Origin of the sequence: Pseudoalteromonas issachenkonii (genome assembly GCF_002310795.1) — a bacterium.
In the GTDB taxonomy this organism is placed as follows: domain Bacteria; phylum Pseudomonadota; class Gammaproteobacteria; order Enterobacterales; family Alteromonadaceae; genus Pseudoalteromonas; species Pseudoalteromonas tetraodonis.
Window position 1 is genome coordinate 806,790 of the sequence record NZ_CP011030.1, and the last position, 22,578, is coordinate 829,367.

General features: G+C 42.2%; 12 protein-coding genes and 3 rRNA genes. 11 read left to right on the forward strand and 4 right to left on the reverse strand.

Features of this window, described 5'->3' with window-relative positions; all coding sequences use genetic code 11:
- The first annotated feature begins 57 nt into the window (after nt 1–57).
- Complete coding sequence (locus tag PISS_RS03715) at nt 58–1,998, forward strand: DNA topoisomerase III (RefSeq protein WP_058154259.1); 1,941 nt, start codon at nt 58–60, stop codon at nt 1,996–1,998.
- Between the two features lie 28 nt (nt 1,999–2,026).
- On the opposite strand, the gene PISS_RS03720 is transcribed toward PISS_RS03715, so the two are convergent.
- Nucleotides 2,027–3,337 carry a M20 metallopeptidase family protein gene (locus PISS_RS03720; RefSeq protein ID WP_058154260.1) on the reverse strand — a complete coding sequence of 437 codons (1,311 nt, stop codon included), beginning with the start codon at nt 3,335–3,337 and terminating at the stop codon, nt 2,027–2,029.
- 109 nt (nt 3,338–3,446) lie between these two features.
- Here PISS_RS03720 and PISS_RS03725 point away from each other — a divergent pair, with 109 nt between their 5' ends.
- The 5 genes from PISS_RS03725 (at nt 3,447) to glsB (ending at nt 11,635) form a co-directional block, all read left to right on the forward strand.
- On the forward strand, nt 3,447–4,304 hold the full coding sequence (locus tag PISS_RS03725) for a tetratricopeptide repeat protein (RefSeq protein ID WP_058154261.1): 858 nt from the start codon (nt 3,447–3,449) through the stop codon (nt 4,302–4,304).
- Between the two features lie 585 nt (nt 4,305–4,889).
- Nucleotides 4,890–6,423: ribosomal RNA gene (locus tag PISS_RS03735) — 16S ribosomal RNA — on the forward strand.
- A 294-nt stretch (nt 6,424–6,717) separates the two neighbouring features.
- A 23S ribosomal RNA gene (locus PISS_RS03740) occupies nt 6,718–9,604 on the forward strand.
- 133 nt (nt 9,605–9,737) lie between these two features.
- A 5S ribosomal RNA gene (gene rrf / locus PISS_RS03745) occupies nt 9,738–9,852 on the forward strand.
- The 16S, 23S and 5S rRNA genes sit together here, the layout of an rRNA operon.
- Before the next feature lie 859 nt (nt 9,853–10,711).
- A complete protein-coding gene (glsB, locus tag PISS_RS03750; protein ID WP_028835530.1) occupies nt 10,712–11,635 on the forward strand; it encodes a glutaminase B in 924 nt (307 codons plus the stop codon).
- Nucleotides 11,636–11,657: 22 nt separating this feature from the next.
- On the opposite strand, the gene PISS_RS03755 is transcribed toward glsB, so the two are convergent.
- On the reverse strand, nt 11,658–12,962 hold the full coding sequence (locus PISS_RS03755; RefSeq protein WP_058154262.1) for an inosine/guanosine kinase: 1,305 nt from the start codon (nt 12,960–12,962) through the stop codon (nt 11,658–11,660).
- A 177-nt stretch (nt 12,963–13,139) separates the two neighbouring features.
- On the opposite strand from PISS_RS03755, the gene tadA reads away from it, so the two are divergent.
- Nucleotides 13,140–13,646 (forward strand): tRNA adenosine(34) deaminase TadA, encoded by a 507-nt coding sequence (gene tadA, locus PISS_RS03760; RefSeq protein WP_013464271.1) that lies wholly within the window; start codon nt 13,140–13,142, stop codon nt 13,644–13,646.
- Here tadA and PISS_RS18880 read toward each other — a convergent pair.
- Nucleotides 13,643–13,813, reverse strand: a complete 171-nt coding sequence (locus tag PISS_RS18880; protein ID WP_008468235.1) for a hypothetical protein — start codon at nt 13,811–13,813, stop codon at nt 13,643–13,645. The two genes, tadA and PISS_RS18880, sit on opposite strands and share 4 nt — an antisense overlap.
- Before the next feature lie 126 nt (nt 13,814–13,939).
- Nucleotides 13,940–15,385, reverse strand: coding sequence for a membrane-bound lytic murein transglycosylase MltF (gene mltF, locus PISS_RS03765; protein ID WP_058154263.1), 1,446 nt, complete (start codon nt 15,383–15,385; stop codon nt 13,940–13,942).
- A 211-nt stretch (nt 15,386–15,596) separates the two neighbouring features.
- On the opposite strand from mltF, the gene purL reads away from it, so the two are divergent.
- From purL to PISS_RS03785, 4 genes are all read left to right on the forward strand, one after another.
- Complete coding sequence (gene purL / locus PISS_RS03770) at nt 15,597–19,487, forward strand: phosphoribosylformylglycinamidine synthase (protein ID WP_058155463.1); 3,891 nt, start codon at nt 15,597–15,599, stop codon at nt 19,485–19,487.
- Between the two features lie 96 nt (nt 19,488–19,583).
- On the forward strand, nt 19,584–22,040 hold the full coding sequence (locus PISS_RS03775) for an intermembrane phospholipid transport YdbH family protein (RefSeq protein ID WP_058154264.1): 2,457 nt from the start codon (nt 19,584–19,586) through the stop codon (nt 22,038–22,040).
- Complete coding sequence (locus PISS_RS03780; RefSeq protein WP_028835526.1) at nt 22,037–22,234, forward strand: YnbE family lipoprotein; 198 nt, start codon at nt 22,037–22,039, stop codon at nt 22,232–22,234. Before PISS_RS03775 ends, PISS_RS03780 begins: the two co-directional genes overlap by 4 nt.
- An 11-nt stretch (nt 22,235–22,245) precedes the next feature.
- Nucleotides 22,246–22,575: a YdbL family probable chaperone protein gene (locus PISS_RS03785; RefSeq protein ID WP_008468219.1), complete on the forward strand. Its 330-nt coding sequence runs from the start codon at nt 22,246–22,248 to the stop codon at nt 22,573–22,575.
- The last annotated feature ends 3 nt before the right edge of the window (nt 22,576–22,578 follow it).

Below are 22,578 nucleotides of genomic sequence, written 5' to 3' on the forward strand. Positions count from 1 at the left end.
CAGTTTTAAACTGATATGCTAAACTACTGTTTATATGAACAGTGTTAGAGCTTGATTATGAAACTTTATATTGCTGAAAAACCTTCATTAGGGCGTGCTATTGCAGATGCGCTTCCAAAACCTCATAAAAAGCATGATGGTTATATTGAAGTGGCGAATGGTGATTGTGTGTCTTGGTGCATAGGTCATTTGCTCGAGCAAGCAGAACCCGATGACTATGATGAGCGTTTTAAAAAATGGCAATTTGAGCATTTACCTATTGTGCCTGAACACTGGCAATTAAAAGCTAAAACAAAAACCCGTAAGCAGCTTACCATTTTAAAAAAATTAATTAAGCAGGCTACAACACTCGTGCATGCTGGCGATCCTGATCGTGAGGGTCAGCTACTGGTTGATGAAGTAATCGAGCAAGCAAAAATTAGTCAAACTAAAAAGCAAAGTATTCAACGCTTATTGATTAGTGATTTAAACTTAACTGCGGTAAAAAAATCACTCAACTCTATGCGGGCTAACCGTGATTTTATCCCTTTGAGTGTATCTGCTTTAGCACGGTCTCGTGCTGATTGGTTGTTTGGTATGAATTTAACGCGAGCTTATACGCTAGCTGGGCAAAAAGCGGGCTTTGGTAATGTGTTGTCGGTTGGGCGAGTACAAACACCTATTTTAGGTTTAGTTGTAAATCGTGATAATGAAATCGCAAATTTTGTATCCAAACCATTTTATGAAGTACTTGCTCATCTTGTTACACCTGAGCAGCAATCATTTACTGCTAAGTGGATACCGAGTAAAGCGTGCGAACCATATCAAGATGAAGAGGGCAGAGTACTTAATAAAGCCTTAGCCGAAAATGTGACTTCACGCATTGCTAATCAGCCCGCAAATGTAACAGCGCTTGAGCAAAAGCAAAAAAAACAAACCGCGCCTCTTCCTTATAACTTATCTGCTTTACAAATAGATGCTGCTAAAGCTTTTGGGATGCCAGCACAAAAAGTACTCGATATTTGCCAAGTTTTATATGAACGTCATAAATTAATTACCTACCCACGCTCAGATAACCGTTACTTACCGAGAGAGCATCACCAAGATGCACCTGCTATTTTAAAAGCGATAGCCGTAAATGGTGGGCAGTCAGTAGAGCTGGTAAATGAGGCAAATGCAAAACAACGTAGTAAATGTTTTAATGATGCAAAAGTGGCCGCTCATCACGCCATTGTGCCGACAGCTAAACAGTTAAAAAGTGTGAGTTTAGCCAATGATGAAGCAAAAATTTATCAGTTAATAAGTCGACACTATTTAATTCAGTTTTATCCCGACTACATTTACAACGAAAGCAAAGTAGAGGTAACCATAGCTGGTGGTTTATTTAAAGCAAGTGCAAAGCAAGATGTAAGCTTAGGTTTTAAATTGCTCATGGGTAAGTCGGAACTTAAAGAAGAAGCTACATTACCTTATTTAGAAAAAGGCATGGCACTTACTTGTACTAAAGGTGAAGTGGTGCAAAAGCATACATCTCCTCCGGCTCATTTTACCGATGCAACCTTACTTGCTGCTATGACGGGAATTAGCCGTTATGTAAAAGACCTGCAAATCAAAAAAATATTAAAAGAAACAGATGGCCTCGGTACAGAAGCAACGCGTGCAGGCATTATTGAGCTGTTATTTAAACGTCGCTTTTTAAAACGTGAGGGAAAAGCAATTAAAGCAACTGAAACAGGTCTTGCATTAATTAGTGTATTACCAGAGGGATTATCAAGCCCCGACTTAACTGCAAAATGGGAGTCGAGTTTAGGTGATATTGCACAGCAAGCAATGAGTTATCAGCAGTTTATACAACCTTTATTAGCCGATTTAACTAATTTTGTAAGCCAAGCGGCGAACTGCAATAGTCAGGCATTTGCACTGTTACCTAAAACGTCACCTAAAAAGCGCTTTGCCAAACGTACAAAAAAAGCGCCATATAAAAAGTCGAGTTATAAAAAAAGCCCTGCGGTAAATTAATCGCAGGGCTTACATATAGCGTTGGAGGTTACTGATTGAATAGTGCCACAGCGGCGTTACTCATTGCCTTTATTCCTGTAGGCAGTGCTACTTTATAATCAGGCGCAAATTTACTTGAATGTAACGAGGGCAGTGTTTCGTTATTTTTTATTGCCTTGGCGTACTGCTGTTGGTTAACGCCACCTAGCCAAAATAAGGTGATAGGAATATTTTCGTCGGTGCGCCCGTATAATCCAAAGTCTTCACCGGCCATTACCGCTTCTGTTTCGAGCACGTTTTCATCACCTATCGCACTTTTTATAGCGTTTCGAACAAGGTTAGTTTGTACTGGGTTATTGTAAGTTGATGGAATTGATTCATCTTCATGAACTTTCACTACAGGGTAGAGAGATTCCTCGAGGCCTGCACTTTGTGCTATACCTGCAGTAATACGTTTAATTGCCGCTATTTGTGCGTTACGTACATCTGGATTGTAGCTGCGTAGCGTAAGTTGTAACTTAACTTCATCAGAAATAACATTGTGTTTAGAGCCACCATGAATGGAACCCACCGTTATCACTGAAGGTTCAAGTGGAGAAAGCTCTCGACTAGTAATTGTTTGTAGTGCAAGTATTGTTCGAGCTGCGATGATCACAGGGTCGATAGTTGTATGCGGGTAAGCACCATGGCCACCTTTGCCTTTTATACTAATATCAACAGAATCAACACTGGCCATAGTGTATTCATTTTTCATTGCCACTTTACCGGCAGCAACGCTAGCGCTTACATGCAAAGCAATAATATGATCTGGTTTAGCGTATTTGTTAAATAATCCTTCCTTGAGCATTGCTTTTGCACCACCGCCTACTTCTTCAGCGGGTTGAGCAACCATCATTAAAGTACCTTGCCACTTATTTTTATGCGTAATTAATTGCTCAGCAGTACCAATAAAAGAGCTCATATGAATATCATGACCACAGCCATGCATAACGCCAACTTCACTACCTTGATCATTAATTGTGGTAATAGTTGATGCGTAAGTTTTGCCTGTTTGCTCTGTTATAGGCAGGCCATCAGTATCAGTTCTGATCATGACGGTAGGGCCTTGACCATTTTTGTAAATTCCGACTACACCATAGCCACCTACATTATCGGTTACGTCAAACCCTAATTTCTGAAGTCGTTCAGCGATTTTTTTACCTGTTTGCTTTTCCTTATATGACAATTCAGGTGATTGATGTAGGTCTAAGTAAAGTTTTTCTATTGCCGGCATGCTGGTATCAAGATCCAACTTAAGTGCTTGCGCATTCAATAATGGGCTAACCAATAAACACAACGCACTTACATACGCTAATTTCATATTTTCCTCACTACCTTCTATTGTATTTAAATGATTTAAACAGATGACTTGTAATTATTATCTTCATCACCATATAAAAACCTAAATAGATGAACATGGCAATAATTCAATGAGTAATATAGTTAGTCTTAACGCACAAAACCTTCAGCAAGTCTTGGGTGAAACATCACAACAAAAGTTAGTACTACTTAACTTTTTTTCTCCACAAAGCCCAGAGTGTATTAGCCAAGCAGCTATTTTAGATAAGTTAGCTGCTGAATATAGCAACTATATACTAGTCGCAAACTTAGACTGCGATGCCGAGCAAGCACTTGCTTCTCAACTTGCCCAACAAGTTGGATTGCAAACCTTGCCTACTTTAGTGTTATTAAAAGACTCAGCTCCAGTTGATGTATTAGCGGGTGCTCAAACAGAAAGCCAAGTTCGTGATGCATTATCTAAACATTTACCAGCTCAACAAGACTTATTATTAGAGCAGGCTAAGCAAGCACTGATTAATAGCGACTTAAATGCCGCGTTTACTTATGCCAAACAAGCGTATGAACTTGATAGTCGAAATGCGAGGATTAAATTAGTACTGGCAGATATATGTATACAAATCCACAAACTCGATGAAGCCGCTGCGTTAATAGAAACAATAGATGTAAAAGAGCAAAATGCATACTTTAATAATATTAAGGCAAAATGTGAGGCCGCATTAGAGGCAACCGATTCACCGCAGATAAAAGAACTTCAAGAAAAAGTGGCTAAACATCCAAATGAACTTGATTTGCAAATGCAGCTAAGTAACCTTTTAAATGAAGCGGGAAGGAAAGAAGAGGCATTAGAAGCACTCTTTACTATCCTTAAAAAGGATCTTAACTATGATGAAGCCAAACCAAACTTCTTAGCAATAATCGCCTCTTTACCTGACGGCGATGCATTAGCCGCTAAATATCGCCGCAAGCTCTATAGTATTTTATATTAACGGCTAATTAGAACCTTTATAAAAGCATCTAACTAAAGATGCTTTTTTGTTTTCTACATTTAAAAAGAGGATAAATGCAGGGTTATCCACAGGGTTTTGTGGGTAACGTGTGTGTCTAGGTGGGGTATCTTTGGGGTAACAATTAAATGCAAAAAAGCCTTTAAAAACGCTTGCGTTAAAATCGATTCGCCCTATAATGCGACCCCACTGAGACGGGGAACGCCAACGCTTAGCGAGGCGCGAGCTACTCAGTGAGTTGAGCAAAACTTAAGTTTAAATCATCGCAAGAAAGTTTAAAATTAAGTGTTGACTCGAAAAATAAAGGATGTATTATACGCATCCCTAGCGACAACGTCGCAACGTTCTTTAACAATATAAAGCAATCATCTGTGTGGGCACTCGTACAGATTGAGTTCTAACAGCCAAGCTACTTAGGTAGTGAGGCAAACAAATTTAGAGTCTCAATTGAAACTGAGTGACCAACAGAATAGTTACTTCGGTAATTATTCAGCACAGTCAATTCAATATCGAAAGATATTAAATAAATTCAGAATTCATTGAGCTGTCGAAAGACAAAAAACTTTTTAATTGAAGAGTTTGATCATGGCTCAGATTGAACGCTGGCGGCAGGCCTAACACATGCAAGTCGAGCGGTAACATTTCTAGCTTGCTAGAAGATGACGAGCGGCGGACGGGTGAGTAATGCTTGGGAACATGCCTTGAGGTGGGGGACAACAGTTGGAAACGACTGCTAATACCGCATAATGTCTACGGACCAAAGGGGGCTTCGGCTCTCGCCTTTAGATTGGCCCAAGTGGGATTAGCTAGTTGGTGAGGTAATGGCTCACCAAGGCGACGATCCCTAGCTGGTTTGAGAGGATGATCAGCCACACTGGGACTGAGACACGGCCCAGACTCCTACGGGAGGCAGCAGTGGGGAATATTGCACAATGGGCGCAAGCCTGATGCAGCCATGCCGCGTGTGTGAAGAAGGCCTTCGGGTTGTAAAGCACTTTCAGTCAGGAGGAAAGGTTAGTAGTTAATACCTGCTAGCTGTGACGTTACTGACAGAAGAAGCACCGGCTAACTCCGTGCCAGCAGCCGCGGTAATACGGAGGGTGCGAGCGTTAATCGGAATTACTGGGCGTAAAGCGTACGCAGGCGGTTTGTTAAGCGAGATGTGAAAGCCCCGGGCTCAACCTGGGAACTGCATTTCGAACTGGCAAACTAGAGTGTGATAGAGGGTGGTAGAATTTCAGGTGTAGCGGTGAAATGCGTAGAGATCTGAAGGAATACCGATGGCGAAGGCAGCCACCTGGGTCAACACTGACGCTCATGTACGAAAGCGTGGGGAGCAAACAGGATTAGATACCCTGGTAGTCCACGCCGTAAACGATGTCTACTAGAAGCTCGGAACCTCGGTTCTGTTTTTCAAAGCTAACGCATTAAGTAGACCGCCTGGGGAGTACGGCCGCAAGGTTAAAACTCAAATGAATTGACGGGGGCCCGCACAAGCGGTGGAGCATGTGGTTTAATTCGATGCAACGCGAAGAACCTTACCTACACTTGACATACAGAGAACTTACCAGAGATGGTTTGGTGCCTTCGGGAGCTCTGATACAGGTGCTGCATGGCTGTCGTCAGCTCGTGTTGTGAGATGTTGGGTTAAGTCCCGCAACGAGCGCAACCCCTATCCTTAGTTGCTAGCAGGTAATGCTGAGAACTCTAAGGAGACTGCCGGTGATAAACCGGAGGAAGGTGGGGACGACGTCAAGTCATCATGGCCCTTACGTGTAGGGCTACACACGTGCTACAATGGCGCATACAGAGTGCTGCGAACTCGCGAGAGTAAGCGAATCACTTAAAGTGCGTCGTAGTCCGGATTGGAGTCTGCAACTCGACTCCATGAAGTCGGAATCGCTAGTAATCGCGTATCAGAATGACGCGGTGAATACGTTCCCGGGCCTTGTACACACCGCCCGTCACACCATGGGAGTGGGTTGCTCCAGAAGTAGATAGTCTAACCCTCGGGAGGACGTTTACCACGGAGTGATTCATGACTGGGGTGAAGTCGTAACAAGGTAGCCCTAGGGGAACCTGGGGCTGGATCACCTCCTTATACGATTTAGAACTTATTTGTTCGTAGTGTCCACACAGATGATTGTTAGTTAGTTTGCTCTTTGAGTTTACTAATTAATATGCTCTTTAAAAATTTGGAAAAGCTGATAATAAAATTCGTATGAATACATTGTATTTGTACAGAGTTTTCAAAAGTAAAAAAGAATGATAGCAGTATCATTCAGTGCCATTTAATAAACGTTTAATGTTTGTTGATTGGTATCTACTTTAGTATTCAATATTAACTTCTGGCGAAGTTAAACTGTCACAAAACAAAGACCCGTTTGGGTTGTATGGTTAAGTGACTAAGCGTACACGGTGGATGCCTTGGCAGTTGGAGGCGATGAAGGACGTATTAACTTGCGATAAGCCTAGTCAAGCTAGTAAAAAGCACTTGAGACTAGGATTTCCGAATGGGGAAACCCACCTGCTTGCAGGTATCGTTAACTGAATACATAGGTTAACGAGGCGAACGCGGAGAACTGAAACATCTAAGTACCCGTAGGAAAAGAAATCAACCGAGATTCCGATAGTAGCGGCGAGCGAAATCGGAACAGCCCTTAAGCTTATTATGTGTTAATGGAAGGCTCTGGAAAGTGCCACGATACAGGGTGATAGTCCCGTACATGAAAACGCATTTTAAGTGAAATCGAGTAGGTCGGAGCACGTGAAACTTTGACTGAATATAGGTGGACCATCATCTAAGGCTAAATACTCCCAACTGACCGATAGTGAACCAGTACCGTGAGGGAAAGGCGAAAAGAACCCCTGTGAGGGGAGTGAAATAGAACCTGAAACCGTGTACGTACAAGCAGTAGGAGCCCACTTGTTGGGTGACTGCGTACCTTTTGTATAATGGGTCAGCGACTTATATTTTGTAGCGAGGTTAACCGATTAGGGTAGCCGTAGGGAAACCGAGTCTTAACTGGGCGAATAGTTGCAAGGTATAGACCCGAAACCCGGTGATCTAGCCATGGGCAGGTTGAAGGTTGAGTAACATCAACTGGAGGACCGAACCCACTAACGTTGAAAAGTTAGGGGATGACCTGTGGTTAGGAGTGAAAGGCTAATCAAACCGGGAGATAGCTGGTTCTCCCCGAAATCTATTTAGGTAGAGCCTCGGACGAATACTTACGGGGGTAGAGCACTGTTAAGGCTAGGGGGTCATCCCGACTTACCAACCCTTTGCAAACTCCGAATACCGTAAAGTAATATCCGGGAGACACACGGCGGGTGCTAACGTCCGTCGTGAAGAGGGAAACAACCCAGACCGCCAGCTAAGGTCCCAAAGTCATAGTTAAGTGGGAAACGATGTGGAAAGGCCCAGACAGCCAGGAGGTTGGCTTAGAAGCAGCCATCCTTTAAAGAAAGCGTAATAGCTCACTGGTCGAGTCGGTCTGCGCGGAAGATGTAACGGGGCTAAACTATGCACCGAAGCTGCGGATTCAGAATTTATTCTGAGTGGTAGGGGAGCGTTCTGTAAGCGGTTGAAGGTGTACCGGGAGGTATGCTGGACGTATCAGAAGTGCGAATGCTGACATGAGTAACGATAATGCGGGTGAAAAACCCGCACGCCGGAAGACCAAGGGTTCCTATCCCATGTTAATCAGGGTAGGGTAAGTCGACCCCTAAGGCGAGGCCGAAAGGCGTAGTCGATGGGAAACGGATTAATATTTCCGTACTTGGTATAATTGCGATGGGGGGACGGAGCAGGCTAAGCAAGCATGGCGATGGTAGTCCATGTGAAAGTGTGTAGGCTAGTGACTTAGGTAAATCCGGGTTGCTGTTAGGCTGAGACACGAGACGAGTCACCACGGTGATGAAGTTGCTGATGCCATACTTCCAGGAAAAGCCTCTAAGCTTCAGATTATACCGAATCGTACCCCAAACCGACACAGGTGGTCAGGTAGAGAATACTAAGGCGCTTGAGAGAACTCGGGTGAAGGAACTAGGCAAAATCGTACCGTAACTTCGGGAGAAGGTACGCTCCGATTGGTGATGGGACTTGCTCCCTAAGCTGATTGGAGCCGCAGTGACCAGGTGGCTGGGACTGTTTATTAAAAACACAGCACTGTGCAAAATCGCAAGATGACGTATACGGTGTGACACCTGCCCGGTGCCGGAAGGTTAATTGATGGGGTTATCTTCGGAGAAGCTCTTGATCGAAGCCCCGGTAAACGGCGGCCGTAACTATAACGGTCCTAAGGTAGCGAAATTCCTTGTCGGGTAAGTTCCGACCTGCACGAATGGTGTAACCATGGCCACGCTGTCTCCACCCGAGACTCAGTGAAATTGAAATCGCAGTGAAGATGCTGTGTACCCGCGGCTAGACGGAAAGACCCCGTGAACCTTTACTACAGCTTGGCACTGAACATTGAACCTACATGTGTAGGATAGGTGGGAGACTTAGAAGCAGAGACGCTAGTTTTTGTGGAGTCGTCCTTGAAATACCACCCTTGTAGTTTTGATGTTCTAACGTTGGCCCCTGAATCGGGGTTACGGACAGTGCCTGGTGGGTAGTTTGACTGGGGCGGTCTCCTCCCAAAGAGTAACGGAGGAGCACGAAGGTTGGCTAAGTACGGTCGGACATCGTACGGTTAGTGTAATGGTAGAAGCCAGCTTAACTGCGAGACAGACACGTCGAGCAGGTACGAAAGTAGGTCATAGTGATCCGGTGGTTCTGAATGGAAGGGCCATCGCTCAACGGATAAAAGGTACTCCGGGGATAACAGGCTGATACCGCCCAAGAGTTCATATCGACGGCGGTGTTTGGCACCTCGATGTCGGCTCATCACATCCTGGGGCTGAAGTCGGTCCCAAGGGTATGGCTGTTCGCCATTTAAAGTGGTACGCGAGCTGGGTTTAGAACGTCGTGAGACAGTTCGGTCCCTATCTGCCGTGGGCGTTTGAGAATTGAGAGGGGTTGCTCCTAGTACGAGAGGACCGGAGTGAACGAACCGCTGGTGTTCGGGTTGTCATGCCAATGGCATTGCCCGGTAGCTACGTTCGGAACTGATAAGCGCTGAAAGCATCTAAGCGCGAAGCAGGCCTCGAGATGAGTTCTCACTAGACTTTTAAAGTCTCTGAAGGGCCGTTGAAGACTACAACGTTGATAGGCAAGATGTGGAAGTGGTGTGAGCCATTAAGCTAACTTGTACTAATTACCCGTGAGGCTTAACCATACAACGCCAAACGCGTTTTATGTGATAGTTTAAGCGCAGAAGTTAATATAACTAAAGTAGATTTACGATACTCTTTATTATCAGAATTCCAAATTTTAGTAAGCTTGATTAAATCGAACTTACACCAAATTTGCTTGGTGACAATAGCGTTTTGGACCCACCTGACCCCATGCCGAACTCAGTAGTGAAACGAAACAGCGCCGATGATAGTGTAGCATTTGCTATGTGAAAGTAGGACATTTCCTAAATCCCAAGAGCTTATGCTGAACTCAAGGTGGCCTTTCTCGTACATCATGTGCTCCGAGTCATTTGTATTCCTAAACAGCTTGAAGCCCACCCCCCCCCAAGCCCACCCCAGCACTGTGATAGTGTAGCATTGATGATGTTGTAGCAACTGCTGGTGACACCAGGACATTACCAGGATCCAAATAAGAGAAACCCGTTACAGCGATGTGACGGGTTTTTTGCTGTCTGGGATTTAATAAATAGCCAAGAGCCCATGCCGAACTCAGTGGTGGCCTTTCTCGTACACCCTGTGCTCCACGGCATTCGTATTCCTAAACAGCTCGAAGGCGAGCCCCGCACAAGGCCGCCCCGACACAATGATAGTGTCGCATTTGCTATGTGACTTTCTACCGCTGTGGGCACCATGACATTACCAGGATCCAATTAAAGAAACCCGTTACAGCAATGTAACGGGTTTTTTGTTGTCTTAGATAAAGAAAAACATCAAGCCAAGACTGTATATGGAACTTAGTAGTGGCCGCTCTTGCATATCTTGTGCTCCATGGCATTCGTATTCCTATACATCAAACAAAACAGCTTGGATCTAAACAAAATAGTGGGATGTTCTATTGTATTGTCGCTATAAATTAGCGCACTGGCTCCAAATAACAGAACCACGTTACAGCAAAATGCTGGTTTTTTATTGTTTTAAATTTGAAGATGAATTACGCAATATCTTAAAAAAAGAGACTGCCAGCCAATCTCATCATGTATATGCTTCCTATCAGATTACTAATAACTTATAGACTTAACATTCTCATGCAGTTATAGATCCTACGTGTTAAAATTTGATTTTAACTTTGCATATTATTGAGGTGTCTATTGCCAACCAGTGATTATCAACGAGTGCTAAATGAGATAACTCAAGAGGTTAAACCTTTATTGAGCCAAGGTAAGGTTGCTGATTATATCCCTGCTCTTGCTGAAGTTGATCTTGAGCAGTTTTCTATTGCCATTTACACCACTGAGGGGGAGATATTTTGCGCGGGTGATTGTGAACAGCGTTTTACTATTCAATCTGTTTCTAAAGTAATGACTCTTACATTAGCGCTGCAACGTTATGGCGATGAACTATGGAGTAGAGTGGGTAAAGAGCCCTCTGGAACAGCATTTAATTCACTGACACAGCTTGAGTTTGAAAAAGGCATACCCCGTAACCCATTTATTAATGCGGGTGCCATAGTTACTTGTGATGCTTTATATAGTCGTTTATCAGCACCCATGCACTCTATGCTGGAAACATTTCGCGATTTATCTGGTAATCGAAGTATCGTAATAGATAAACAAGTGGCTAATTCAGAGTATGAGTTTAGGCATCGAAATGCGGCAATGGCACACTTAATGAAATCATTCGGTAACTTTGAAAATGAAGTGGATGATGTGCTGTGGTCATACTTTAATTTTTGTGCCATAGAACTTAATTGTATTGAACTTGCTAAGGCTTACAACTTTTTAGCTAATAAAGGGATAGATTACAGCTCTTCTAAACGAGTGCTTTCTAGCCGTCAAAATAAGCAACTAAACTCGTTGTTATTTACCAGTGGTTTATATGATGCGGCGGGTGATTTTGGTTATCGAGTGGGGATGCCTGGAAAATCAGGGGTTTCTGGGACTATATTGGCGGTATTACCGAATAGGTTTACTGTGGCAGTGTATTCCCCAGGATTAAACTCTTTTGGTAACTCGGTGGCAGGAATAGCAGCATTAGAGCTGCTATCTAAAAAGCTTGATATATCTATATTTTAAATACGCTGAGTGCATTGGGATTTTATTGATCCCAATACACTTGCTCTAAGCAATCTTCGCGCTCTGGTAAGCCACGTGATAAGCGTGGAGAATGCTGAACCAGCACTTCGTAACTTGCACGGTTGGCGTATTTACTAATTTGAGCGAGCGAAGAGTAGGTAATCGCTTGTTGCTGATGTTTTGCTGAATTAGCAACGTTCAACTTATGATAAACATTCGCTGATAAGTCATGCAATACAGCGGCTAAAGCACAATCACCAGCGCCGTTGGTATTTTTAATCGAGTCAGGCCCGCCCATAAACGGAGCAGTATGACTATATGCCTTTATTGGGTTTTCACAGTCAACTTTACGCATTGCACGTGAAAACTCATAACGATTAAAATCAGGGATAGCACCAGGCAAAAGTGGATACTCTGTTTCGCGTTTGAAACTGTCATCAACAAAACCGGCCATAAATAAGCCTTTTTCACCGGCAGTACAAATTACTAAATCAACCCAGTCTAATGCTTTGTCGGCAGCTAGTAATGGATCTTCAAATCCAGTAATTGCTTGGCCTTCTTCTTCGTTCATAGCAAGGATATCAACATGCTTTTCTACAAAGTTAGCCCACCATATCGGATCCTGCTCGATAAGAAACTTAGTACCGAGTGTTAATACAACCGGTACATCTGCATCGTTAGCATACTTGATTGCTTGCATGGTCGCTTCGGTCATGGTTTCATCGCCTTGAGTACGCATTAAATAAGCGCTAATCACTAATGCCGATGAGCCTTCGATTAGCTCTTTATCAATTGACTCAGGCTTTAGATAATTCATCAGGCCAGCACTAATGGCAAAGGTGCGTTCACCCGTTTCATCAATCAATGTGAAACAGCGGCCTATAGGACCATCTACAGGCTGTAAGTAGTCTAAGTCTACGCGACTTGAGTTATTACATAAAAAGCGATAAGCATAACTGCCTATTTTTATGTTTTCACTCATTACACCTAATAGCACCGAACGGTCATCAGCAAGTACGGAATAGTTGTGCATCGTGTTGCCAACGGTTCCGCCTGCGAATTCGTAATCGACCATGTCGTTTAGTTTTAAGCGATCGTATAAAGCATTGGTGATGTCATTATCTATAACTTGCGACATCCCTCGGCGCAATTGAAATTCATCGAGAAAAGCTTGGTCAACCTTAGCTTCTATATCAACAACGATTTGATCGATCCCCGTAATATAGCTGCGGTGTAATCGCTCAGTGGCGTTAAGTTGATTGGTCAGTGGATCTTTGGCTTCCACTGGAAAATAATGTTTATGCCTGCGGCGTCCAGGAAATTTCATTTGCTACCCGTGTTGTGAGCTAAATAAAAAAAGCGTGAGATTATAGCGTAAATCCTGCCTTATGAGCCATGACAAACCACTTAAATTTGTTTTATTTTTGCAATAAAGTGATCAATGACGCATTTTATTGCGCTAAGTTGGTATAATTACGGCATAAAAAATAGTTAAGTAATAATAATGACAGAGCCATTTGACGACCAATATTGGATGGAACAAGCGCTTGTGTATGCAAAACAAGCGGAGCAGCTAGATGAGATCCCGGTAGGGGCTATAATTGTTAAAGATAATCAGCTTATTAGCGCAGGCTATAATCGTTCAATTACTGATAACGACCCGTCGGCTCATGCTGAGATGATAGCGGTACGTGAAGCAGGAAAAGTACTTAATAATTACCGCTTAATTGACTGTACTCTTTACGTCACGTTAGAGCCATGCTCAATGTGCGCAGGTTTATTAGTACATAGCCGAATTAAACGCTTAGTATTTGGTGCAGCCGATGCTAAAACGGGTTCTGCCGGTTCAATTATGAACCTTTTACAAGAACCTCGTTTAAACCATCAGGTAGAAATAACGGGTGGGGTATTAGAAACACAATGTGCAGAGACTATTTCTAGTTTTTTTAAGCGTCGCCGAGCACAAATAAAGGCGGCAAAGCAAGCCGCTCGTAATAGTAACAGCGATTAGTCAGCTGCTGCTATTAAGGCGTCTAATTCAGCCATTTGCTGCATAGCAAACATGCGGCGGCGCCAAATTATTTTTTTATGTAAATTTCTTAACATCACTCGACGACGAGTGGCGGTTGAGTGCTTTATACAACGTTTAAGTTGATGTGTACGTCTACGTTTAAGCATGACTTATCCTTATGTGCTTGGTTATGAAACAAAATTTTATACAATTAATCCAGATTATTGAATAATTGATTACAAGTAAACAACTATTTGATTTTCTGATGTTCAGTTAATTACTAAGCTGCGTATTTATTTTTTTTCTTCAGCGGCATTACTTGTACGTTGCTCTGAATCATCTGGTTTAACGATTTTCTCTTCTGTTTCATTTGTTGAGGTAATCGGCGCCATTGCATTATTTTCATCAAGCCAAACAAGCGCATCGTAATAGCGGCGTATATTATCAACATAGGTCACTGCTACATCACCGCGAGCATAGCCATAACGGGTATTACGATAGTGACGTTTTTTTACTAACAATGGTAAGCGCTTTTTAACGTCGGCCCATTTATCAGGGCTAGCTCCCTGTTGCTCGGTAATAATACGGGCATCGTTAACGTGTCCCCAACCTACATTATAGGCGGCAAGTGCAAGCCAAGTACGATCCGGTTGAGGGATTCGATCCGGGACGCGTTTAATTAATTTTGCTAGGTATTGTGCACCACCGCGTATATTTTGCTCTGGTTCTAAGCGGTTTGTTACACCGACTTGTTTTGCTGTGCGTCTTGTTAGCATCATAATACCACGCACACCGGTTGGTGACTTAGCACGCGGGTTCCACATCGACTCTTGATAACTTAATGCTGCCAGTAAGCGCCAATCTAGGCTACCTGCATATTGCATAAACCAAGGTTGATATTTAGGCAGTGTTTCTTTAATTGCGTCTATATAGGCCAAGGTATTAACGTAATTAAATTGGCGGACATGACCGAAATATTTTTCTTCGAGCACATAAAGTTGATTATTTTGTTTTGCTTCACCAAAAAAGGGGACTAATAATGCGTATAGGGAATCATCATTCGACTTTCTTAGTATCCATGCAATTGAATCATTTCGGGTAACTGAAAAGCCAATACTTAAATTAGGGTGATAGCGACGAAATAGCGCTAAAGTATGTGAATCCGCTAAGGTGTAATCTATTTCGCCGTCAATAACTGCTTGCAGTAATTCTTCTTCATCAAACTCTTCGGTTTCATTCCAGCTTAACTTTGGGTTGGTTTGTTGAATTTCTTCTAATGTTAATGAATGGCTACTTTTAGCGATAACGGTGAAGTTTCCGGTTAAATCATCAAAATCACGAGGGCGTTCACGGCCTTGTTTAAAGACTAATTTTTGGCTAATTGTTCTGTATGTAGGGCCATAGCGATAGCGCTCAGCACGTACTTTATTGTAGGTAAGCCCTGAGGCAATTAAATCGAGGTCACCACTGTCCAAGCGCGCAAACATTTCGGATAAATTAAAAAAGGGTACAATTTCAAGCTCTACCCCTAAGTAGTCTGCAAACGCTTGAGAGAGCTCAAATTCAAATCCTTGCTCCCCTTGAACGGCTTGATAGTAATTACTTGCACTGGCAAGTGTACCAATACGAATTTTGTTTTCAGATTTGATTTGGGCAAGCTGTGTTGATTGCTCTTGTGTATTACATGCACACAAAAGTATGACTAACGTAATGATTGTTATTAGCTTTATCTTCAACATATTCGCCTCTTTAGCATCGTATCTCCTGTTATAACAAAACTTACTGATTACGTCACTTATCGTTTAATCGCAGTGAGTAAAAAATAGGTGTAAACAAAAAGAAAAAGTTAATTTAATGAAAAGCGCATTTTTGAGTTAAATCTGAGAGTAATTTGGACTATAATACGCGCCTAAAATATCGTTCAATCCCTAACCCCGGGTGAAATTACTTATGTTGATCCTTCGTGGTGCACCAGCACTTTCAGAGTTCAGAGTTAATAAAATTTTAGCGCGTTGCCAACAATCGCAACTTCCTGTCACCAATGTATATGCCGAATACGCTCACTTTGCCGATTTAACATCGCCATTAAACACTGATGAGCACACCAAACTTGAAAAGTTATTAACCTACGGCCCAACAATTGCTGAGCATGCGCCAGCAGGTCAGTTGGTATTAGTGACGCCTCGTCCTGGTACAATCTCGCCATGGGCTTCAAAAGCGACAGATATCGCTCATAACTGTGGGCTTAAACAAGTTCATCGCGTAGAGCGAGGTATTGCTTACTATGTTGAAGGTGATTTAAGTGCAGAACAGTTAGCACAAGTTGCAGCACTTCTTCATGACCGCATGACTGAAGCTACTCACAGTAAATTAGAAGATGCCGCGCAGTTATTTCGCAGCGATGCACCTCGTCCAATGTCATCAGTTGATATTTTAGGTGGCGGCCGTGAAGCATTAGCCACAGCAAATATAGAGCAAGGGTTTGCGCTTGCTGATGATGAAATTGATTATTTAGTTGAAAACTTTATTAAGTTAGGGCGTAACCCTAACGATATTGAACTGTTTATGTTTGCTCAAGCGAACTCAGAGCATTGTCGTCATAAAATATTTAATGCTGATTGGACTATTGATGGCATTGAACAACCAAAGTCGTTGTTCAAAATGATTAAAAACACCTTTGAGCATAATCCTGAAAATGTATTATCTGCTTATAAAGATAATGCAGCCGTAATGAAAGGCTCAAAGGCGGGTCGCTTCTTCCCGAATGCACAAGGTGAATATGCGTATCACCAAGAAGACATTGAAATATTAATGAAGGTTGAAACCCATAACCACCCAACGGCTATTGCTCCTTTCTCTGGTGCGGCAACAGGGTCGGGCGGTGAGATTCGCGATGAGGGCGCAACTGGTCGTGGTTCAAAACCAAAAGCGGGTTTAGTGGGCTTTACTGTATCTAATTTACGTATTCCTGGTTTTGAACAGCCTTGGGAAAGTGATTTTGGTAAGCCTGGCCGTATTGTTAATGCTCTAGATATTATGACTGAAGGCCCATTAGGTGGTGCTGCGTTTAATAACGAGTTTGGCCGTCCTAATTTATTAGGTTATTTCCGTACTTACGAAGAAAAAGTGACCAGTCACAATGGTGAAGAGGTGCGTGGTTACCACAAGCCAATTATGCTTGCCGGTGGTTTAGGTAATATCCGTGCTGATCATGTTCAAAAAGGCGATATTCCAGTTGGTGCAAAACTCATTGCACTAGGCGGCCCTGCAATGAACATTGGCTTAGGCGGTGGCGCTGCATCAAGTATGGCATCGGGTCAATCAAATGAAGATTTAGATTTTGCCTCTGTACAGCGTGAAAACCCAGAAATGGAACGTCGTTGCCAAGAAGTCATCGACAAATGTTGGCAGCTAGGTGATGCAAATCCAATTGCGTTTATTCATGATGTGGGTGCAGGTGGTTTATCTAACGCATTCCCTGAACTTGTTAGTGACGGTGGACGTGGCGGTAAATTTCAGCTTCGCAATATCCCAAATGATGAACCGGGCATGGCACCACACGAAATTTGGTGTAATGAATCGCAAGAGCGCTATGTACTCGCTGTCGCTGTTGAAGATTTTGATCGTTTTGAAGCTATTTGTAAGCGTGAAAGAGCGCAATATGCGGTTATTGGTGAAGCAACTGCAGAGCCTCATTTAACGGTTGCTGATAGTCACTTTGAAAATAACCCTGTTGATTTACCGCTCGATGTTTTATTAGGGAAAGCACCTAAAATGCATCGTGATGTAACATCACAACAAGTGTTAGGTAAAGCACTCGACGTTGAAAATATCAGTGCTGCTGATGCTGCAGAACGTTTATTACGTTTACCAACCATTGCTGAAAAAACCTTCCTCATTACTATTGGCGATCGTTCGGTAACAGGTTTAGTAGCACGCGATCAAATGGTAGGCCCATGGCAAGTACCAGTAGCTAACTGTGCAGTAACCGCAGCAACGTATGACACTTACCATGGTGAAGCAATGTCACTGGGTGAACGTACGCCTGCAGCACTACTTAACTATGGCGCTTCAGCGCGTTTAGCAGTGGCAGAATCGTTAACGAATATTGCCTGTGCAAACATTGGCTCTCTTGAAAATATTAAGTTATCTGCAAACTGGATGGCCGCAGCGGGACACCCAGGAGAAGATGCCGGTTTATACGAAGCGGTGAAAGCGGTGGGTGAAGAGTTATGTCCGGCACTTGGGTTAACAATTCCTGTAGGTAAAGATTCTATGTCGATGAAAACGACATGGAAGAACGAAGATGATGCTACAGAGCAATCAGTGACATCACCGTTATCGCTTATTATTACTGCGTTTGGTCGTGTTGAAGACGTACGTAAAACAGTGACCCCACAGTTACGAACAGATAAAGGCGATACATCGCTTATTTTAGTTGACTTAGGCGCGGGCAAAAACCGACTGGGCGCATCAAGCCTTGCTCAGGTTTATAAGCAATTAGGTGATACAACACCTGATGTAGATAGCCCAGAGTTACTAAAAGGTTTTTACAACGCAATGCAAGCGCTAGTCGCTGATAGCAAGTTGCTTGCGTACCATGACCGTTCAGACGGTGGTTTATTTAACACTATCGCTGAAATGGCGTTTACCGGTCACACCGGTGTTACCGTTGATTTAGCGACTTTGACCGGCTCTGATATTGAAGCGCTTTATAACGAAGAGCTAGGTGCTGTAATTCAAGTAGCGAATAGCGATTTAGAGGCTGTAAATGCGGTATTTGAGCAGCATGGAGTTGCCGCAATTAGTCATGTGATTGGCTCGCTAAATAACGACGATAACATCGTGTTTAATCGTGGTGAGCAAACAGTACTTAATCATACTCGTACTGAACTTCGTACTATTTGGGCCGAAACTACGTATCAAATGCAAGCGCGTCGTGATAACCCAGATTGCGCTAAGCAAGAGTTTGACGCTAAGTATGACGCAAAAGATCCTGGCTTAAATGTAAAACTTAACTTTGATTTAAATGAAGATGTTGCAGCTCCATATATTGCAACTGGTGCTAAACCGCAAATGGCTATTTTACGTGAGCAAGGTGTAAACTCTCATTTAGAAATGGCAGCTGCATTTAACCGTGCGGGCTTTGCAGCGGTTGATGTGCATATGAGCGATATTTTAGAAGGTCGTTTAACGCTTGAACAGTTTAAAGGCTTAGTGGCGTGTGGTGGCTTCTCTTACGGTGACGTATTAGGTGCGGGTGAAGGTTGGGCTAAGTCAATACTGTTTAATGACATGGCACGCGATCAATTCCAAAGCTTTTTCCATCGTGAAGATACCTTTAGCTTAGGGGTATGTAACGGTTGTCAAATGCTATCAACATTAAAAGAGTTGATCCCAGGTACTGAGCATTGGCCACGCTTTGTAACGAACAAGTCAGAGCGTTTTGAAGCACGCTTTAGCTTAGTTGAAATACAAGAGAATCCATCGGTATTCTTTAATGGTATGGCGGGCTCGCGGATGCCAATTGCGGTATCTCATGGTGAAGGCCATGCAGAGTTTGCAAACGACGCAGCAACAAAAGCAGCGCTTGCAAGTGGTACTGTAGCGGTTAAATTTGTTGATAACTACGGCAACCCTACAACGCAATACCCAGCGAACCCGAACGGCTCGCCAGAAGGTATCACAGGTATTACATCAACAGATGGCCGTGCAACTGTAATGATGCCACATCCAGAGCGTGTATTTCGTACTGTTGCTAACTCTTGGCACCCAGATGAGTGGAAAGAGGATAGCCCATGGATGCGTATGTTCCGTAATGCGCGTAAAAATGTAGGTTAATATACACACTAGATTCATGATCTGGATGTAAAATAAAAAAGGCTGCCTTGTGCAGCCTTTTTTGATTATAGTGATTAAAAAACATGTAAGGATAATATGTTTAAGCGCATTGGTTTAATTGTTGGCACTCTTTTACTGAGTCTATTATTACTCGGGTATGTATTTCGCTTGCCTTTACTACAATGGGCCATTGCCCCTGAACTTAAAAAAGCAGGTGTCACATTAAGCTGCCTCGATTTTTCAATTACCTCAAAGTTAAATATACATGCCGATACTGTGTGTTTAAATTACCAAAACCAACAATTACAACTCTATGATATTACTGCAAATACAAAGCATGTCAGTGTTCAAAGTGCAATATTAACGCTCAATCCATTACCTAAAAGTGATAACGCTAATCAACCGGCTAAACAGCTTAAGATAGCGCTACCTGCAAATCGCCCACTCATTAATATTAAACAGCTTGTAGTAAACAGTAATCAGCTCAGTAAACCATTAAAATTTAGTGTATTAGAACCTGCGCTAAATCAATTTAATGTAACGGGCGATATAAATGCGCGTGCTACTTTAACCTCCAATAAAATAAGTGGTCAGCTAGCAGTTGATGACATTTTGTTAAAACAGGTAATAAACACTAAAAACACCTTACTCGATGCTGTTAACTTTAATACTCAACAAGTGTTTAGTTTTGACGGGATTGAGCTTAAGTTGAACGGGGGGATTAGCGCTCAATTTGCTCATACGTTTGAGCAATGCCAATTTAATTTATTAACCACTGGCCAGATGGCTACTCGCTTTAATTTAAATAACCAAGCGTTAATCCTAGATACCGGTTCACTTAATAACAAAATTAATTTAACCCCTCGCTGTACTGAGTTAATTCCACCAAGTAAGTACGCAGATTTTGTAAGCAAACAAGTTGCTTTAAATTGGCAGGTTAAGCTTTCTCAAGCTCTTCGTTTAGAACAGGGGGAGCTGAGTATTCCAGTAATTAATGTGATGAGTGAAGGTAATAAACACTTTGATATTTTAATAACAGACACCGCACTCTCTATTAACGCTTTGCTTGATAATATGCAGGCAAAGGTGTCTGCTCAAATAAGCACGCCAGATATAAACAGCATTAATATAAGCGCTCAGCTAAATGGTACTAAAGTTAAAGGTGATTACAACGTTGAGCTTGAAAGGCTACCCGCATTTATCCCTGTTACTGCTAATATGCTTAATTTCAGTGGTTACTTTGAATTAAGTGAATTTATTGACTCAAAACCCGTCGGGTACACACAGAGTAAATTTTCCGTTGCTAGCTTTGAAGCTTTTGATGTAAAAGCAGTGCATTATCAAGGTGGTTTAACCGCGAAAATGGATAAACAACTAAATGCAGAAATTACATTAACTAATCAGTTAAAAAATGCGGCATATAAAGAATTTAAACTTACCAATATAAATAATAGTCTCACGGCAAAAGCAAACCTAGGTGTAGGTGAGTTATTTGCTCATTTAACTGCGAAAACGCAAATTAAGGCTCTTAATAGCGCTGATATAAGACTGAATAATATAAAAATAGACTCGAGTGGATTACAAAGCCGTGCACTTAAAGCGTCGCACCATGCGTTTATAGATGATATTGAGTTGGTGGTAAATCATCATATATCGTCACAGGCGCATCCGTTTGAGGTGATTGTGCCAGCGCAAAGTGTGTTGCCATTAAACACCTTTATTAATCAGTTTTATCCACTTGCTAAGCTGACAAAAGGTACTTTTAACGGCAATATTAGTGGCGATGTCAATTTACAAAGGGCATCCTTTGATATAGATATTCGCCAATTAAGTGGACTTTATAATGACTACCTTGCAAGTGATTTTAGTAGTGTATTTAGCGGGGAGTTTAATTCAGGTAGGCTTAATGTAAAACCGACTACCTTTCATTTAAATGAGTTTAGAGCGGGCGCAGTTATCAAAGGCCTTAAAGGGCAATGGCTCGTCAATAACAATAATGTGCTTGTTAGTAATGTTGAAGGTAATGTGCTTGGCGGTACATTTTTATTAGATAACTATACGCTTGGACAAGAAACCCAAGTTAGCACTGTAACGTTTAATAATATTGATGCAAGTAAGCTGATCACCCTTGATGATAAGTCGGGTATTACTTTAACAGGGCGTTTGGCTGGTACACTGCCGGTGAGCGTTAATAAAAATGGTGTGCACATTAGCCAAGGCAGTCTGTTTAGTCAAGGCGAGGGCAATTTAAAAATTAGCAATAATGCTGCATTTGATTCTGTGATGCAGCAACAACAAGAGTTGCAACCTGTACTGGGGTTATTGACTGATTTAGATATTCAAAAACTCAATAGCAGCGTTGTACTTAAAAATGATGGTTGGTTAAAGCTTGGAGTTAATTTACAAGGTTATAATCAGCAAGCGCAGCAGCAAGTTAACTTTAATTACAACCATGAAGAAAACATATTTACGCTTTTACGGGCACTGCGTTTAAGTGATGAAATTACACAAAAAGTTGAGCAACAATTTTCACAAAAAGGAAATGGGCAATGAGACAGTCGTTATCGATAAAAGTGCTGCTCGCGTTAGCAGCAATATCAGCGCTAAGTGCGTGTACGCATCGTGTTGAGGTGTCGGCTAAAGAGCCAATCACTATTAATTTAAATGTTAAGGTTGATCATGAAATTCGTGTCAAAGTAGATAAAGAGCTCGATAATTTATTTAGCGATGACAGTGAGTTATTTTAAGGAGCTAGAATATGAATATTAAAAATAAATTAAATATAGTAACCCTAATTAGTGCCGTTTGTATGTCATTTTCAGTTTGGGCTATGAGTTTAGATGAAGCTAAAAGCCAAGGCTTAGTTGGTGAAAACAGCTCAGGCTACCTTGGATTAGTTGTACAAAATACAGAAGCAAAAGCGGTTGTTGATGACGTTAACGAAAAACGTAAGGCACAGTACTTAAAATTAGCTAAAAAGAATAACTTGTCACTTGCACAAGTTGAGGCATTGGCAGCGGCAAAAACAATCGAAAAAACGCAAAGCGGCCACTACATTGAAGTAAACGGTAGCTGGGTCAAAAAATAAAGT

Excerpts from the sequence above, each read along its gene's own strand:
- PISS_RS03715 (WP_058154259.1), top strand. The coding sequence starts at position 58 with ATGAAACTTTATATTGCTGAAAAACCTTCATTAGGGCGTGCTATTGCA.
- PISS_RS03720 (WP_058154260.1), bottom strand. The coding sequence starts at position 3,337 with ATGAAATTAGCGTATGTAAGTGCGTTGTGTTTATTGGTTAGCCCATTA.
- PISS_RS03725 (WP_058154261.1), top strand. The coding sequence starts at position 3,447 with ATGAGTAATATAGTTAGTCTTAACGCACAAAACCTTCAGCAAGTCTTG.
- PISS_RS03755 (WP_058154262.1), bottom strand. The coding sequence starts at position 12,962 with ATGAAATTTCCTGGACGCCGCAGGCATAAACATTATTTTCCAGTGGAA.
- tadA (WP_013464271.1), top strand. The coding sequence starts at position 13,140 with ATGACAGAGCCATTTGACGACCAATATTGGATGGAACAAGCGCTTGTG.
- PISS_RS18880 (WP_008468235.1), bottom strand. The coding sequence starts at position 13,813 with ATGCTTAAACGTAGACGTACACATCAACTTAAACGTTGTATAAAGCAC.
- mltF (WP_058154263.1), bottom strand. The coding sequence starts at position 15,385 with ATGTTGAAGATAAAGCTAATAACAATCATTACGTTAGTCATACTTTTG.
- purL (WP_058155463.1), top strand. The coding sequence starts at position 15,597 with ATGTTGATCCTTCGTGGTGCACCAGCACTTTCAGAGTTCAGAGTTAAT.
- PISS_RS03775 (WP_058154264.1), top strand. The coding sequence starts at position 19,584 with ATGTTTAAGCGCATTGGTTTAATTGTTGGCACTCTTTTACTGAGTCTA.
- PISS_RS03780 (WP_028835526.1), top strand. The coding sequence starts at position 22,037 with ATGAGACAGTCGTTATCGATAAAAGTGCTGCTCGCGTTAGCAGCAATA.
- PISS_RS03785 (WP_008468219.1), top strand. The coding sequence starts at position 22,246 with ATGAATATTAAAAATAAATTAAATATAGTAACCCTAATTAGTGCCGTT.